At 59.3% G+C, this 15,547-nt stretch carries 16 protein-coding genes and 1 pseudogene; 5 read left to right on the forward strand and 12 right to left on the reverse strand.

Going from position 1 to position 15,547, the window contains the following annotated elements; all coding sequences use genetic code 11:
- Window positions 1-190 precede the first annotated feature (190 nt).
- A complete protein-coding gene (locus ACN0SD_RS19485) occupies window positions 191-1,477 on the reverse strand; it encodes a tyrosine-type recombinase/integrase (RefSeq protein ID WP_417809861.1) in 1,287 nt (428 codons plus the stop codon).
- A 744-nt stretch (window positions 1,478-2,221) separates the two neighbouring features.
- Between ACN0SD_RS19485 and ACN0SD_RS19490 the strand changes: the two genes are divergently transcribed.
- Window positions 2,222-2,677, forward strand: a complete 456-nt coding sequence (locus ACN0SD_RS19490) for a hypothetical protein (RefSeq protein WP_417809862.1) — start codon at window positions 2,222-2,224, stop codon at window positions 2,675-2,677.
- Window positions 2,678-2,698: 21 nt separating this feature from the next.
- Here the strand turns inward: ACN0SD_RS19490 and ACN0SD_RS19495 are convergent, their stop codons facing one another.
- The 4 genes from ACN0SD_RS19495 to ACN0SD_RS19510 all read right to left on the reverse strand — a co-directional run bounded on the left by ACN0SD_RS19495 (window position 2,699) and on the right by ACN0SD_RS19510 (window position 4,795).
- The gene (locus ACN0SD_RS19495) at window positions 2,699-3,196 is read right to left on the reverse strand and encodes a hypothetical protein (protein ID WP_417809863.1); all 498 of its coding nucleotides are present in this window, start codon (window positions 3,194-3,196) and stop codon (window positions 2,699-2,701) included.
- Window positions 3,197-3,200: 4 nt separating this feature from the next.
- Entirely contained in the window at window positions 3,201-4,184 is a 984-nt protein-coding gene (locus ACN0SD_RS19500; RefSeq protein WP_417809864.1) for an OmpA family protein, read from the reverse strand.
- A gap of 72 nt (window positions 4,185-4,256) precedes the next feature.
- On the reverse strand, window positions 4,257-4,598 hold the full coding sequence (locus ACN0SD_RS19505; RefSeq protein WP_417809865.1) for a hypothetical protein: 342 nt from the start codon (window positions 4,596-4,598) through the stop codon (window positions 4,257-4,259).
- On the reverse strand, window positions 4,586-4,795 hold the full coding sequence (locus ACN0SD_RS19510; protein WP_417809866.1) for a hypothetical protein: 210 nt from the start codon (window positions 4,793-4,795) through the stop codon (window positions 4,586-4,588). The genes ACN0SD_RS19505 and ACN0SD_RS19510 overlap by 13 nt, the downstream gene beginning before the upstream one ends.
- A gap of 84 nt (window positions 4,796-4,879) precedes the next feature.
- Between ACN0SD_RS19510 and ACN0SD_RS19515 the strand changes: the two genes are divergently transcribed.
- Complete coding sequence (locus ACN0SD_RS19515) at window positions 4,880-5,062, forward strand: hypothetical protein (RefSeq protein ID WP_417809867.1); 183 nt, start codon at window positions 4,880-4,882, stop codon at window positions 5,060-5,062.
- Window positions 5,063-5,395: 333 nt separating this feature from the next.
- Window positions 5,396-5,791 (forward strand): annotated as a pseudogene (locus ACN0SD_RS19520) (pyridoxamine 5'-phosphate oxidase family protein).
- A 186-nt stretch (window positions 5,792-5,977) separates the two neighbouring features.
- On the opposite strand, the gene pdeM reads toward ACN0SD_RS19520, so the two are convergent.
- Genes pdeM through ACN0SD_RS19540 form a run of 4 tightly spaced genes read right to left on the reverse strand, consistent with a single transcriptional unit; the run spans window position 5,978 to window position 11,548 of the window.
- Window positions 5,978-6,610 (reverse strand): ligase-associated DNA damage response endonuclease PdeM, encoded by a 633-nt coding sequence (gene pdeM / locus ACN0SD_RS19525; RefSeq protein WP_417809868.1) that lies wholly within the window; start codon window positions 6,608-6,610, stop codon window positions 5,978-5,980.
- On the reverse strand, window positions 6,607-8,979 hold the full coding sequence (locus ACN0SD_RS19530) for a ligase-associated DNA damage response DEXH box helicase (protein ID WP_417809869.1): 2,373 nt from the start codon (window positions 8,977-8,979) through the stop codon (window positions 6,607-6,609). The genes pdeM and ACN0SD_RS19530 overlap by 4 nt, the downstream gene beginning before the upstream one ends.
- Window positions 8,979-10,538 (reverse strand): cisplatin damage response ATP-dependent DNA ligase, encoded by a 1,560-nt coding sequence (locus tag ACN0SD_RS19535; RefSeq protein WP_417809870.1) that lies wholly within the window; start codon window positions 10,536-10,538, stop codon window positions 8,979-8,981. The genes ACN0SD_RS19530 and ACN0SD_RS19535 overlap by 1 nt, the downstream gene beginning before the upstream one ends.
- Window positions 10,538-11,548: a ligase-associated DNA damage response exonuclease gene (locus ACN0SD_RS19540; protein WP_417809871.1), complete on the reverse strand. Its 1,011-nt coding sequence runs from the start codon at window positions 11,546-11,548 to the stop codon at window positions 10,538-10,540. Before ACN0SD_RS19540 ends, ACN0SD_RS19535 begins: the two co-directional genes overlap by 1 nt.
- Before the next feature lie 385 nt (window positions 11,549-11,933).
- Here ACN0SD_RS19540 and ACN0SD_RS19545 point away from each other — a divergent pair, with 385 nt between their 5' ends.
- On the forward strand, window positions 11,934-12,350 hold the full coding sequence (locus tag ACN0SD_RS19545) for a CopG family transcriptional regulator (RefSeq protein WP_417809872.1): 417 nt from the start codon (window positions 11,934-11,936) through the stop codon (window positions 12,348-12,350).
- 25 nt (window positions 12,351-12,375) lie between these two features.
- Window positions 12,376-13,500, forward strand: a complete 1,125-nt coding sequence (locus ACN0SD_RS19550; protein WP_417809873.1) for an alpha/beta hydrolase family esterase — start codon at window positions 12,376-12,378, stop codon at window positions 13,498-13,500.
- A 67-nt stretch (window positions 13,501-13,567) separates the two neighbouring features.
- On the opposite strand, the gene ACN0SD_RS19555 is transcribed toward ACN0SD_RS19550, so the two are convergent.
- The 3 genes from ACN0SD_RS19555 to ACN0SD_RS19565 form a co-directional block, all read right to left on the reverse strand.
- The gene (locus ACN0SD_RS19555; RefSeq protein WP_417809874.1) at window positions 13,568-13,981 is read right to left on the reverse strand and encodes a PQQ-binding-like beta-propeller repeat protein; all 414 of its coding nucleotides are present in this window, start codon (window positions 13,979-13,981) and stop codon (window positions 13,568-13,570) included.
- A 70-nt stretch (window positions 13,982-14,051) separates the two neighbouring features.
- Window positions 14,052-14,552: a hypothetical protein gene (locus tag ACN0SD_RS19560; RefSeq protein WP_417809875.1), complete on the reverse strand. Its 501-nt coding sequence runs from the start codon at window positions 14,550-14,552 to the stop codon at window positions 14,052-14,054.
- Window positions 14,553-14,564: 12 nt separating this feature from the next.
- Window positions 14,565-14,957 (reverse strand): hypothetical protein, encoded by a 393-nt coding sequence (locus ACN0SD_RS19565; protein WP_417809876.1) that lies wholly within the window; start codon window positions 14,955-14,957, stop codon window positions 14,565-14,567.
- Window positions 14,958-15,547: the final 590 nt, after the last annotated feature.

Consider the following 15,547-nt stretch of genomic DNA (forward strand, 5'->3'; position numbering starts at 1 on the left):
TGCCTTGCCCCATCAGCACCTCAACCTGCCGTAACTTCACGACAATCTCTTCAGGCTTGGGTCTCTTAATCGCCATTCTTGGTCCTCCGCTTTCCTAACTATAAGGGCGGACCACTTCAAAGGGGGAGGCTCAGCCCCCCGATCCTTCGGATGATCCGGAGGTCGAGGGGCCGGAGGTCGAAGGGCCGTTCTAAACGGGCGGCCGAGTGTATCCGCCCTCCTTACCACTCGCGAGGTCGCGCAGCCGCGCCGGGTCGCGCCCGCCCGTGACATAATCGGCCCAATCCTGCATTAACTGCTCTCGCTCTTCCAACAGGTCTTCGCGCTGGTAGGCCGCCTCCAGTGCGTCTTGCTCATGGGCCAAGGCAAACTCGATGGCGTCAGCCTCATAGCGCTTCTGTCTTCGCGCCCACGTCTTAAAGGTCGCACGGAAGCCATGCCCGGTAATTTCCGGATCAAAACGCTTCACGAGATTCAGCACCGTGTTCTCGCTCACGACACCTGAGCGGTTACCTGGTTTGGCGAAAATCCGGCGGTGATCTCCGGTCAGCAGGCTCATGTTGTCAAGAACCACGGCCATCTGGCGGCTCAGCGGCACCCTGTGATTGCGGCCCATTTTCATCAACTCCTCCGGCGTCGTCCAGATCGCCGCCTCGCTGTCAAAGAAATCCCATTGCGCCAGCCGCGTCTCCTTCGTGCGCTTTGCCGACAGGATCATCAGCATCGCAAGCTGCCGCGTCTGACACTCGCACCGCACGTTCTGGAGCCAGTCCCAGAATTCCGGCATCTGCTCATGGGCGAGTGCGCCGAAATGCCCCTTCCTGCGAAGCACTCGGCCAAGTGCAATACGCGTCGAGAAATCGGCCGGGTTGTCGGCGCGCAGCTGTTTAATCTTGGCCAAGGCGAAGATCTCCTTGGTCCGGCCGAGCGTGCGCTTGGCGGTCTCGTGCTTGCAGTGCCAGATCGGCTCGATCGCGGCGATGACATCAGCAACAGTAATTTCGTCGATCCTGCGATCCCCGAAATGCGGAAAGACATAGGTCTCGATCGTATTCCAGTTTTGCTGAATATGCTTTCCATTCCTAAGCCCGAGCTTCTTCTGTTCGAACCAGATTTTCGCAAGTTCGCGAAAGCTGGGCATCGCGGTCGCCACCGGCATGGACTCGCCCGGCTCTTCGAAGACAGCTTCGAGTGCCGCGACATCGCCCTGCTTCAGAAGCGCGCGCAATTCGCTGATCGCGATCCCCCTCTCGAGCATGAGCCGAGCCGCTCCGGACAAGTCGCGCGCCCGCCGCAAGCCGATCTCGGGAAACCGTCCGAGCGTGACCCAGCCCGGTTTACCGCCCTGCGCATGGCGCAGCTCAAAAACCTTGGCCCCGCCCGCAAAGAGGCGCAGGTAAAGCCCGTTCCCGTCATGGATCCGCTCCGGCCCAATGCCATACCGCACCGCCTCGATCTGTTTCGTCGTCAGGCCCATACCAAGCCTCCCTCACTCAATTGCTTTCCATACCAAGTTACAATTCGGCGCTGAGCTCGTCTAAATCCCGGTGAAGCCTCGTGATTGCCGGTGACGGAAAAACTAATGTAAAAACAATAGTTTGCTGGAATCTCTTGAGGGTTCATGAGGAGGTTTGAGGTATAGCAGTAGATTTCTTCGTCTCCGCCACATATCTGGTAATCCCCCATTTTTAACGGGGTGCATGCGTAGGTTCTTTCCGCCATTCTCAGCTTCATGGTCGGGGGGATGCCGCCAATGCCCCGATGTCCGAGAATGTTTTGTCTACTCCCCCTGAGTATCCGTATTGATCAAGGATAAATGTTGGACCATTTTCTGCGATCTCGCAGGAGTGAATTTGTCATGACCAAGAGCTTTCGCGTGATTGCTGTTGCCGGCAGATTTTTGCACTTCCTCGAGGTAACCAACTGATCATACTTGACCTTCATGTCTTTGGTGAGACACCGAAGATCCGTCCAATGCTGTTTGGAACATCCTGCTTTTGCTCTGATGCAAAAGACATCAGTTCAGTAGTGCCTTATTGGAAGCCTCCGGCTGCATCCTGCGCGGCCGGGGGCTGTGTCAGTGTCAGGTGATGCCGGGGAACCACCGCAAACCTGAGATGACACAGAAACGGTTGCAATCTCTGGTCTCAGGAAACGCATTAATCTCGCTACAGCGCATTGTTCCGGGTAACCTAAAGTTACGCAAGGAAGGACGTAAGTGATGTTTCAGATTTTGCCTTTCAGATCTTTTGCTTTGATCGCCGCATTTTGCGGTTCTGCGCATTGTGTGGCAGCACAGAGCTACACCGAACCCGCACGCGGCAGCGATACGCGCCAAGACATTCTAGATGCTATCCGGCCCCAAGCGGAATGGAGTTTTGCTCCGCCCATCGAGTTTGTGGTTGGCGAAATTCGAGTGGCGGGCAATGTGGCCTTTGTGACCGTTCGCGCCCAACGCCCCGGCGGAGAGCAGATCGACATCTTTGCCACTCCCGATGTAAAGCGCGGCCAGATAGACCCACAGGCAGGAAACGGGGCAACGATGGAGGTTTTGTTGCAGAAATCCGGTCGGGTTTGGGTCGGGGTTCACTACGGTATCAATTCCTCCGAAGGCTGGTGGTATGACCCTGTCTATTGCCCGATCTGGTCTGCCGTTCTCCCCGAAGTGTGCCAGTAAACCGGCGCGATTGGCCTTCGTTCAGGGGAAGGCCGCCAGAACCTCTCGCGCGGCGGCTTCGGCTGCGGCCTTGTCTTGCCCCGGCGTCGGCGTGAAGATGAACACCACCCGACCCGCGTGATGCCACACGGTGAGCTGAGAGATATCACCCACCCAGATGGCTGCATCGCCAAGATCAAGTTCTTCGATGACAGCCGTAGCGCCGATCGTAGCGCGCAACGCGTCGATTGTAGTGTCGCACAGCGTCTCGGCATCGGGCACGGTCTCGGTCAGGGTCTCACGCACCATAAGCGTCATACGCGCCGATAAGTCAGGCGTTTGCGCCGAGCAGAGACTCATTCGAACATATTCGTTTTCACTGATGGTGCCGGGAACATAGGCTACGTCCGTGCCCAATGTTGTCGCGATATTGATGGCTTCAAGCATCTCACAGGCGTTGGGCATCGGCTTAGGGATGGGAGTTTTACCCATAGCCGCCAAAGCCACAAACATAGCCAGAAAAGCTGCAACACGTTTCATCGGGTCACCTCCGCACCAGTTCGACACGACGGTTTAGCGCGCGTCCCTCTTCGCTCAGGTTTTCGGCGACGGGGGCCAATGGACCAATACCTGCCGCTTGGAGTCTGCTCGCGGAGACCCCATAACGTTCGCTCAATGCCTTCGCGACCGAGGTCGCGCGACGTTGCGACAGATCGATATTGTAGTCAAAGCCGCCAGTCATATCCGTGTGACCGACGACAAAAACCTGCATGTCCGAAGACGCGTTAAGAAACTTGGCAATCTCCTCCAAGGTAGGATCTGACTCTGGCGTCAGCGCGTCGGAGTCATGAGTAAAGTGTATCCCGTAGAGAGAGACACGCCCCTCCGCCTTGAGACCGAGCGCCATTTCCTCTGCCGAAACAAATTCCATCCGTCGGGTGAGCGGAGCGCCGTCGATCACGTCCATCAGAACCAGAGTTTTCTCATATAATTGGGGAAAGTGATCGAACGTCTCAAACGCCGCATAGATCGACACGGTGCGGCCAGTTTGCGGATTGGTTGCTACGAGATATCGTTGATCATCACGTGGCAGGCTGAACACTGCGGCGCTCACGCGGCCCAGCGTTTTAAGCTGCGCATCGCGCGGATAGAGATATTGAGACATCGCGCTTGCAGGCCCGCAGTCCTGCTTGCCGCAGGCATAAAGGGTCTCGTAGCCTGCCTCGGACAATTCCGCTTCGTAATTGCGGATGACCTCGAGAGGCGATCGGTCGCCGGGAACGAGGTAAATCACGCGTGTGCGCGGCCCCTCCAGCGTGGTGCTACTTTGTGGGCCGTCATAAGTGACCTTGCTCGTTGGAATTGACATTTCATCGAACCCCGATTGGTCATAGCCAATGATGAGCGCGCCTTCTATGCGTTTCAGACCGGACGGATCACTGGCACCGGGGGCATCCGACACAATGTCTTGCGCGAAGGCAGGGGCAGCCAAAAAAGTCAGCAAGGCGAGTATTGGGAAAAACCGCATGGAAAACTCCTCCACGTCAAGTGCCCCGCAGATGTATTGCAGAGCGTCGCGAGTTACTTCACCGGGGCGGTCTTACTCCTTCGGACCGGCGGCCGCGCCGGGTTTCCACTCACCATCGACCACTTCCGGGCGATGCGCGAAGATATCCCAATTCCATATACATTTCATTTTGGGGTGGTTATAATAAGCGCCGCCGACACCGTTGATAAGACTGGCATTCTGAAAAACCAAATGCAGCGTGTTGGTCACTTCGCCCCCTTCATCATCAACAGTATCGTGGTTCCACAAGATCAGGTCGCCTTGGGCAATCTCGCCGGTAAAGCTGCACATTGAGGCTGGCTCGCAAACTGCGCCGCTCACGATCTGCATAGAGATCGCGCCATTTGCCTGAGTGATTTCCATCAATCCAGCCATTGGAAAACCTGGCCCACCGAAGGGGCAGCCCCCTGATGGTTCGAAGTCGAAAACTCCCACACACCATTCAGATCAAGCTTTGCGGCATCTGCATGATCCACCAGATCAGGTGGGACCAACGGGATAAGGGGGATGTCTTGAGCAGCAAGTGGCGATGCAGCAAACAACACTACGGCAATGATTGCGAAGCGAGTCATCAGCGAACTCCTCTTTCAGCTATACACAATATATATATGTATAGCATGCGTTGAGCGCGCGAGACGGATTGTCGCATCCACGCAATGCCTCCGCCGGAAACCAGCAATCACCCGCGCTCGCTTGAAGGGGGCGCGCGCTATGCGCAGGTCGAACTGCGCATGCAAGACCTGACGGCGCAACAGCTCGCCCTGTCAGACAAGATTGAGGCTCTCATCGCAAGCGCCAAAGCGTGTCTGGCCGATCGCGGATGCATCAAACGCCTATGAGGACGGTCTCAAGCGACTGGAAGACCTTTTTGGGGATCTCGCGTGGGTGCATCGCGCCAATGAGCATCTAACACTGCTCATACGCCGAATACCCCTGAGACCAGACCCGGAAAGCCCCAAGCACCTGAGCGCCGAGATCATCATTGATCTCGGCGGTTTGCTTCGCGTCGCAGGCCAATCAAACTTGCTGCAAGACCATTTCCGGAACGATCAGCAAATAACGGTCAAAATGGGGGCCTTTTACACCCAGTTCCCCGACCACCTCGAGCGTGACTAGTGTGAAATCTCCGACGGGCGCAATTTTTCGCAAGGGACGAGAAGGTGGATTGGGTCATGACAAACCCATTCTGGTCACAAGTTAGGGCATTTGCCCGCACCGTTCACTTCCTCACTGACGGTGACAGCGCAAAAGCCTATGAACTGAATGCCGACAATGACATTGCGCTAAGCTTTGCCGATACGAGCGCGATGGTATTCGCCTCTGTCTCGGGGAAAGGCACTGTAAGCTGGGATCGGGATTTGATCTGAAAGCTATGGGGACCGTATGGCGAGGTGTTCTTCGAAGGGGGCGTCGGAGATGCGGATGTCGCAGTTATCAAGATCGCGCCTTTACAGGCCGAATACTGGGACAGCGATAAAGGTAAGATCTCTATGGCTGTCGAGATGACGCGTGCATATTTTAGCGACGACGGCCCAGATCTCGCGGAGAATGCCAAGCTTAACTTCTAGGGCAGCCCCTTGCAGATTCGATTGCCCGTCGACAGGTCTTGAAGTTAATTGACCGCCTGACCGAGAACAGGGCGCGCGGTCAAACAGTAAGTAATTAAGGGCTGATCCTCAACGGCCAGAGCGGAGCGGAGCTACTAACGACCCCGACATTTTTGCGGACCCGTTTTACACTGCGCCTATTGCAAATCAGGGCGACCCGAACGCACCGAACGGAACCGCCAGCGGTTTGGCCCCTGTCAGAACGGCAATCCCCGGCCCGACAAGCGAGGTGAGCACAGGATCACTGGCCAGAAGCCCGCCGGTGAAGGTTCCAAACGCGGGCAGGATCAGGTGGTGTGCGCCGATCAGAAAGGCCGGACGCGTGGTGTTTTTCAGTTTTACCTTCGGGTGATAGTGGCCCGAAATATCGGGGCCCTCAGCCGCGATATGGCGCAGGGCGATTTCGTTCAGGGTCGCTTCGCTCGGGCCGGCGGGGTCGTGATTTCCGGCCAGAATGCAGCACGCGGTTTGCGACTGGATATGCTGCCACAGCAGCGTGTCCGCAGCGCTCAAGCTGTCGCGCGCCTGCGTGTCATCAAACACATCGCCCAGCAGAAATAGGCGTTCGGCCTTGCTCGCTTGCACCAGATCTTGCAAACGGATCAGGGTATCGCGCGTTTCAAACGGGGGCAACAAGGCGCCACCGCGTCGGGCCATGCGCTCGGATTTTCCCAAATGCAGATCGGCCAAGATCAGCGCTGCGTGGTCCGGGCAAAACAAGGCGCGGCTGCCCAAGGCCAGAAACTCTGTGCCTGCAAAGGTCAGTTGATAGCCGTTCACGTCAGCCCTGCCTCTGTCATCATGCGGGCGGCTTCTGCCTCGAGTAGTCGATCTGCGCCAAGGCCCCGGATCGGCACTTTCCCGGCCTCGAGCAATAGCGGGGCGGCCAGCGGGGGAACACGCGCGCAAATGGTATGAACGATTTTGGGGCGCGCACCTAGCATCTCCTCGATCCGCGTGAAGTCCACAAGACCGTGGCGCGCGGCGTCGCGGGTGACGCGCAAAAGCAGATGATCGGGGTCATATTTCAGCAATGTGTCATAAAGAATATCAGACGAGAAGGTCGCCTGTTTGCCCGATTTGCGTGTCCCGGGCAAGTTGCGGTGCAACAGGCCCGCAATCGTGGCAATGCTGCGAAAGCTGCGCTTCATCAACGCGTTGGCGGCAAGCCACTGATCCATTCCCTCGCTTATGGCGTCAAGGCGCAGCAGCGGTTCCGGGTTAAGAACCGGATCGATCGACCAGATCAGCAACGCATAATCGGTGGCGACAAAGCCCAAAGGGCCAAGCCCGATGTCTTCCATCCGACGCGTCAGGATCAGCCCCAGCGTCTGATGGGCATTGCGCCCGCAAAACCCGTAAAGACAGAAATAGGCGCGTCCTTGGCGCTCGAATGTTTCACAGGTCAGGGTGCCGGGGGCGGGCAGAACTGATGCGGTTTGCTGTAGCGCCAGCCAGTCGCGCGTGTGGGGCGGCAGGGCGTTCCAGCGCGTGGGATCGCCGATCAGCGCAAGCACGCGGGCCGAAAGCTCGGTTGAGGTGGCCATTTTCAAGCCGTTGAACACCGCGACCTTGGGCTGGCGCGCGGGTTGGGGCGTGACCTCTAGAATCATATCGCGCAGGCGGTCATAGCGCACGGTCTGCCCGCCCAGCAGAAACGTGTCGCCCGGCGAGAGGGTCGCGGCAAAGCTCTCCTCGACTTCGCCCAGACGGGCGCGGTTGGTGCGACGGCGCACTTGCAGCAACTCGGGGTTCACGATGGTGCCGATGTTCATGCGCAGCAGCCGTGCCGAGCGCGGATCGCGCAACTGCCACAGGCCATTGCGTAACATGATGCGCTGCCAACGGTCATAGGTGCGCAGGGCATAACCGCCGGTGGCGCAAAAATCGAGACAGGCGTCGAAATCGGCGCGGCTCAGATCGCGATACGGCCCCGCGCGGCATACCTCGTGATAAAGCGAGGTGGCGTTGAACGGGGCGGCGCAGGCGGTCAGCAGGATATGTTGGCATAGCACATCAAGCGGGGCAGGTGGGTGCGGCGTGCCATCCAGATCGTGCGCGGCCACGGCCTCTAGGGCGGCGACGCATTCGATCACCTCGAACTGGTTGGCGGGCACAATACGCGCGCGGCTTGGGGTGTCATAGCGATGGTTTGCGCGTCCGATCCGCTGCACCAGACGTTTGACGTTTTTCGGCGCGCCGACCTGAATGACCAGATCGACATCGCCCCAGTCAATGCCAAGATCAAGACTGCCGGTGCACACCATCGCCCGCAACTGGCCCGCCGCCATCGCCGCTTCGGCCTTTTGGCGCACATCGCGTGACAGGCTGCCATGATGCAGACCGATGGGCAGGTTTTCTAGGTTCACCGCCCATAGCGCCTGAAAGAACAGCTCGGCCTGCGCGCGGGTGTTGATGAACACAAGCGTCAGGCGCGCCGACTGAATGGCGGCCATCACATCGGCGGCGGCGTATTGGCCGCCTCCACCCGCCCAAGGCGGTGGGGCGGTGGTGGTCAGCATCGCAATATCGGGCGCGGGTCCGGGATTGGCCAGAACCACCTCGGCCCCGCCCATGAAACCCGCCAGACGGGCGGGGTTTTCCACCGTCGCCGACAGCCCGGTGACAGTCAGGCCAGGGGCCAGACTGCGCAGCCGCGCCAGCCCGAGCATCAGTTGATCGCCCCGTTTGCTTTCGGCGAGCGCGTGGATTTCGTCTATCACCACGCGGCGCAGATTGGCGAAAATACGCGGTGCCTCGGGGTAGGACAGCATCAGCGCAAGGCTTTCGGGCGTGGTCAGCAAAATATGGGGCGGATCAACGCGTTGGCGTGCGCGCTGGCGGGGGCGGGTGTCGCCGGTGCGATCCTCAATGCGAATATCAAGCCCAAGCGCTGCCACAGGCTGCGCCAGATTGCGCGCGATGTCGTTCGTCAGGGCCTTGAGCGGCGAGACATAAAGCGTATGCAACCCGCTATGAGGGGCACGCAACTGCGCCAGCGTGGGCAGAAACCCCGCCAATGTCTTGCCTCCGCCCGTGGGCGCGATCAGCAGCGTATCGCGCGACGTCTCCATCAGCGCCAGTTGATGGGGGTGGGGCGTCCATCCCTGATCGGCAAACCAATCCGCTATGTCAGGGGGTAGGGGCATCACGGCAGCATGTCACTCAGAGTTTGCAACGTGTCGGCCTCGGCTGCGGATTTATCGTCGCGGATGCGCGAGATGCGGGGAAAGCGCATGGCGATGCCGGATTTATGGCGCGGCGAGCGGTTGAGCCCTTCGAACGCGACTTCCACGACTTTCGTCGGCTTCAGCGCACGCACGGGGCCAAAAGTTTCGGTCGTGTTGTTGCGCACAAAGCGGTCGAGCGCCTTAAGTTCCTCATCGGTAAAGCCGAAATACGCCTTGCCGACGGGCACGAGGCCAGCGCCGTCCCACACCCCAAAGGTGAAATCAGAATAAAATCCCGAGCGCTTGCCGTGGCCCCTTTGCGCATACAGCAGCACCGCGTCAATGATCATCGGATCGCGTTTCCATTTGAACCACGGCCCCTTCATCCGCCCCGCAAGATAGGAGCTATCGCGGCGTTTGATCATCACGCCCTCAATCACAGCTTCGGGCGGGTCGGCACGCAGGGCAGCCAGTTCGTCCCATGTGGCAAAGGCCAGAATCGGGGACAGGTCGATGCGCGGTTGCTGCAAGCCGCTGATCGCGCGTTCCAACAGCGGGCGTCTTTGTGCAAAGGGCAGGGCGCGCAGGTCTTTGCCTTGCCACGCCAGAATGTCGTAGGCGCGCATTTGCGCCGGATGCGTTTCCAGCAGTTTCCGGCTGACCGTCTTGCGCCCCAAGCGTTTTTGTAAATCGCCAAAAGGCGCGATAATGTCACCGCGGCGCACCAGCAACTCGCCGTCAAACGTGCCCTCAAAATCAAGCGCATCCAAAATGTCGGGGAACGCGGGCGAAATATCCTCGCCGGTGCGGGAATACAGCCGCCGCGTGCCTTGATCGCTGACGGCCTGCACGCGAATGCCATCCCATTTCCATTCGGCGGTAAAGTCCTCAACGGGCAGGTTTTTCAGCGCATCCAGATCGCTCGGTGTCGAAAGCATGACGGGGCGAAACGGCGCGTGCGCTGCGGCCTCGGGCTTCGCGCCCCCTTCGGCCCACGCGAACAGATTGATGTAAGGCGGCGTTAGACCGTGCCAGATTTCTTCGACTTCGCTCAGGGGCAGGCTGCCAAAATCGGCGACGGCCACGCGCGCAAGCCGCCCTGAAACGCCAACGCGCAGCCCGCCGGTTGCAAGCTTGAGATAGGCGTAGCGCTCGGACGCGGTCATGGCGTCAAGGCGCTGTGAGATAACGGCAGGCAAGCCGGATTTCGGGGTCTTTTGCAGTTCCTCCACCAGCTCGGGCAGGGGGGTGTCGTGCAGATCCGTGGCAGGGGGCCAGATCAAGGCGATGGTTTCAGCCAGATCGCCGACAAAATCATAGCTTATCGCGAAAAGCTGCGCGTCAACGCGTTGCGCAGCCAGGCCCCGCAAGAGCGAAGGCGTCACCGCCTTTAGCCCCAATTCCCCCGTAAGCGCTGCCAGCGCCAAGCCACGCGCGGGGTCGGGCGTCGTGGCAAAATACTGTTTGAGATGCGCGATCTTGCCATTGCGCTGATGGGTAAAAGCGAGGCGTTCGAGAAGGGCGGCAAAGGCGCGCATCAGTCCTGCTCCTCCTCATATCCCAGCAGGCGCAGCGGGCGCGCAACGCGGCCTTGGGTTTCGCACCAGCGGATCAGGGCGTCTTCGCGCCCGTGTGTCACCCATGTTTCCGCAGGGTCCAGTTCGGTGATCGTTTGCGTCAGCTCGGGCCAGTCCACATGATCCGAGATTATCAGCGGCAGTTCCACGCCGCGTTGACGCGCACGCGCGCGCACCTGCATCCAGCCGCTGGCAAAGCAGATCACCGGATCGGGGAACCGCTGCGCCCATGTCGCGGCAAAGGCGGATGGCGGCGCAAGGATGATCTGCCCCGCAAAATCTGCTTTCTGCCCACGCGAGATCGTGGCAGGGCGCAGATCACCCAACAAGATGCCTTGGCTGATGTGATAGTCACACAACCGCTGCAACGCGCCGTGAATATAGATCGGCCCATCCCATCCTGCCAAACGCAGCAGCATGATAACACGTTGAGCCTTGCCAAGCGCATAGGCCCCGATCAGATGCGAACGCTCGGGAAATGCCGCGACCGAGGCCAGCAGTCGCGCGATCTCATGGGCCGGATCGGGATGGCGGAACACGGGCAGGGCAAAGGTCGCTTCGGTCACAAGAATATCGCAGGGCACGGCTTCAAACGGCGCGCAGGCGGGGTTCGGGCTGCGGGAATAATCGCCGGTGATCACAGCCGTTCCAAAGCGCTTATGCGTCAGCGCGATCTGGGCCGAGCCAAGGACGTGACCCGCCGGGTGAAACGACACGCGGACATCGCCCACCATCTTTGGCGCGCTGGCCACTTCACGGCTGGCGGCGAACGTCTCTCCGTAGCGGATGGCCATGATATCAAGCGTTTGCGCCGTCGCCATCACCGCGCCATGCCCGGCGCGCGCGTGATCGGCGTGACCATGGGTGATCAGCGCCTTTTCGACGGGTTGGCTGGGGTCGATGTAGAAATTTCCTGCGGGGCAAAACAGGCCCTCGGGGCGGGTTTGTAGCAGAGCGGCGGCATCCGTCATCGCGTGATGGGTTTCTGAGGGGTGAACTGTTTGCGCATGACGTGGCGAGCGCGGCGCTTTATCCGTGTAGTTTTGCAATGCACAACGGCGCGCAATGTTGAAGCAGGCGTCATATATGTTGGCACGTTGCGTCCTACCTCTTTGATGCCGCGAAACGCGACGTTCTTGCACAAGCCTGAGACCGATCACACCAGTCGATCACAGATCATTGATCTTGTTGCGACAACTCCGATGTCAGCGGGGCGGTTCCATTTTACGGGTCCGCAGGCTGGCGGGCGCGATGAATTCCATTTGATTGGGACGTGAAGATCGCCGCAGTGCGGAAATCGCCCTTGCCAAAATTAATAATACATCCATATACCATCCATACAGATGGAGAAATCGGATGAGCAACGTCACGCAGATCAAACCCAAGTTTCCTGAGAACGAAAAGATTACGATCAATCTGGGCTTCGTTGATTTGGGCCGGATCGATCTGTTGGTGCAGGAAGGGTTCTATTCCAACCGCAGCGATTTCATCCGCACCGCCATCCGCAACCAGATCGACGCCCAATCGGATGCGGTGTCAAAAACAGTCGAAAGACACACGATGGAGCTGGGGCTGCGCGATTACAGCGTCGCTGACCTAGAGGCCGTGCGTGCCGCGAACGAGGTCTTGCACATCAAAGTCGTTGGGCTGGCGCGGATCGCAGGCGATGTGACACCCGAATTGGCATTGGCGAGCATCGGCTCCATCAACGTTCTGGGGGCGCTGCAGGCCAGCGCGGAAGTGAAAAAGGCGCTTGCCGGGCGCATCAGCTAAACCACCTTTTTTGAAAGAGAGTGACATGAAACATGATCTTACCTCGGCGCTTCGCCGGGCGAGTGCGCTGGTGCGTGCGGGAAATCCCGCAGGAGCCACCGAAATGATCCAGTCCGCGCTTGGCGCGACGCCCGTATCAGCGTCGCAACCCTCTGCGCAAGTCGAAAAATTACGCGCCGCGCTGCCGGACATGGGCCATCTTGGCGCGCGATCTGGCTTGCGGGAAACGCTGGAAAAACTGGTGACAGCAAAGCCGATGCACGGTCTGCACGGTCTGCGCGGGGCCGAGCCGCCCGAGCCTGTGCTGCCTGAAGGTGCGCGGTTTGATCGCGCGACGTTCAACTGCGCACAAGGCAGTCGGGAGTATCGCGTTTTCGTTCCGAAACTCGCGACACAGCGCCCCGCCGGGATGATCATGATGCTGCACGGATGCACGCAATCGCCGGTCGATTTCGCAAATGGCACCGACATGAACCGCGTGGCGGATGAAAACGGGTTGATCGTGGTGTATCCGGCGCAATCGCGCGGGGCCAACATGCAATCTTGTTGGAACTGGTTTGATGCCGCCGATCAACACACCGGCGCGGGGGAGCCTGCGATCCTTGCCGCACTGGCCCGCCAGATGCAACGCGAGCACGACGTTCCCGAGGGTCGCGTGTTTGTCGCTGGCTTATCTGCGGGGGCTGCCATGGCGGTGATTTTGGGACGCACATATCCCGAGGTTTTCGCAGGCGTTGGTGCGCATTCGGGCTTGGCGTATAAAGCGGCGACAGATATGCCCTCGGCATTTGCGGCGATGGGGGGCAAGCTGGCACCCTTTGATGCAGCCCGCAAGCATCCGGTCGCGACCATTGTGTTTCACGGCACCGCAGACAGCACGGTGCATGCGGCGAACGGCCAGCGTATCGCAGACGAGGCCCGTCCGAACGGGGTCGAGGTGGTGCAAGACGGGCATAGCAACGGGCGCAGCTTTACACGCTCGATCATCGCGGATGGTGACATGCCCTCGGAACATTGGCGCATTGCGGGTTTGGGGCATGCTTGGTCAGGGGGGAAATCCACCGGCTCTTACGCCGATCCGGCCGGGCCGGATGCCAGTGGCGAAATGGCGCGGTTCTTTCTGGATCTCGCGCCGCAGGGGCGCGAATAGGGCCTCAGTGCCAAATAGAAAGCGCCGCGCCTGGAAAGTGTCCAGACGCGGCGGGTTTTTCAGCCTCCTAAGGCAACGCATAGACCGCGACCTGATCCCCGACCGCCGGTTTCAAGATCGAGTTGCCGCCCGCGATGAACGCCACATACTCCTTGCCTTTATAGGAATAGACTGCGGGGTTTGCGACCACCGGGGCCTGCATCTGATCCGACCACAGCTCTGTGCCGGTGTTCACCTCGAACGCGCGCGCCTTGGCATCCATCGTGGAGCCGATGAAGATCAGGCCCGATTTGGTCACTGCAGGCCCGCCAATGGTGGGTGAGCCCATGCTTTCGGGCATAAAGAACCCGTAACGTTGCGAGCTGCCCAAAGGTTTGCGCCATTTCACATCGCCCGTGTGCATGTCGATCGCCACCAACTCGCCAAAGGGCGGCTTCCAGCAGGGCATTCCCAGCCAGTTCAGCGCGTTGGACAGGCTCATGCCATAGGGCGCGCCCTCTTGCGGATAAAAGCCGCTTTCATTGCCCGAACCGCCCGCCTGTTTGTTGTAATCATCGCGCGAATAGCTTGATATATTGCACGATATGCGAGGTGTTCATCACCGCGATCTGGCGTTCAGGGTCAAAAGCCACGCCGCCCCATTGCACACCGCCCGCGCTGTCGGGATAGGCCAACACGCCGTTTCCTTTGGTGGTGGGGGGCGAATACATCCCGTCATAGGACAGGCTGTCGAACAGCTTGGAACACCCTCCGCCCGACACGATATCGGCGATCGGCCAGACCTCGGGCTTTTTCGACTGATCCTGAAGGCGCGCGGGTTTCGTCGGGAACAGCTGCGTTGGGGCGTAGTATTCGCCCTTGACCGTGCCATCCCCGCCGGGAACCGGGCGTTCCTCGATCGGCCAGACATCTGCGCCGGTTGCGCGGTTCACGACAACCAGGAACCCCATCTTCGTGGCCTGCATCAGCGCTGGAATCTGTTTGCCATCGACTGTGATATCGATCAGCGTCGGGGCCGAGTTGATATCGTAATCCCAAATGTCGTGATGCACCCATTGGCGTGACTACACGACTTTGCCAGTATCAAGGTCAAGCGCTGTGGTTGAGGTCACATAAGGGATTTCCTGCGTGCGGTTGCCGCCCCAATAGTTGGGCGAGGGCGAGGGCGAGGCCACGGGCAAATACACCAGATTCAGCCCCTCATCGACCGACATCGCCGTCCAGACATTGGCGGTGCCGGTCTGGCGGCGGCTATTTTTGGGCAGAGTATCAAACGACCATTGTTGTTTTCCGATCTGGGGATCGACCGAGAACACCGCCCCCGGAGGCGTCTCTGCATAGGCCCAGTCCTTGCCGGCCCAGCCCAGAATGACGTGATTGCCCGTCACAGTTGGCGGTTGAAGCACCGAGAACGGAAAACGGTCATTGAGCGTATTCCACTGGTTTACATCCAGCACGCCGTTATTGGCAAAATCCGTGCAAGGCTTTGGCTTGACTGGCGTAACTCGCCGCCTTGGTCGCGACCGTGTCGGCCATGACTTGGGCGCGGGCTTTTACCTCGTCCGTGACATTGCTGGCGGCGGCCTTGGCTTTGTCCTCAAGTGTCTCACGGCCACCCGGTTTGCTGTTCGTTGAATTCGTCGTAATAAGCTCCTCCCAAGCTAGGCGATTAGGTTGAAAACCGCGAGAACGACCACGATGAGGCCGATAAGATAGAAAACGCCGTACATCCGATTTCTCCCGTTTTGTTCAAGTTTTCGCTACTGAGCAGTCACCCAGTTTAACGGCGAAATGTTCCCGCGGTTTTGCGTGAAAATACTGCGTCCAACCGCAAAAGGCGGGGTAGGGGCGTTGAAATGTCTTTAGATGGCGCTCAGGATTGGCCTGTGGACGCATATCCTTTAACACCCGCAGTCGCCTGCGGGAGGGTGCCTTGTCAGGCTTATCCCGGAAATGTAAAAACGTCAGCCCCTAGGGTCAGGATGCATTGATTTCGACACTCAGTTCTGATTCACGGCTCTGCAAAAGGGAGCGGTGATATGAGTGA

It is taken from the genome of Thioclava sp. (assembly GCF_048263065.1).
GTDB lineage: Bacteria > Pseudomonadota > Alphaproteobacteria > Rhodobacterales > Rhodobacteraceae > Thioclava.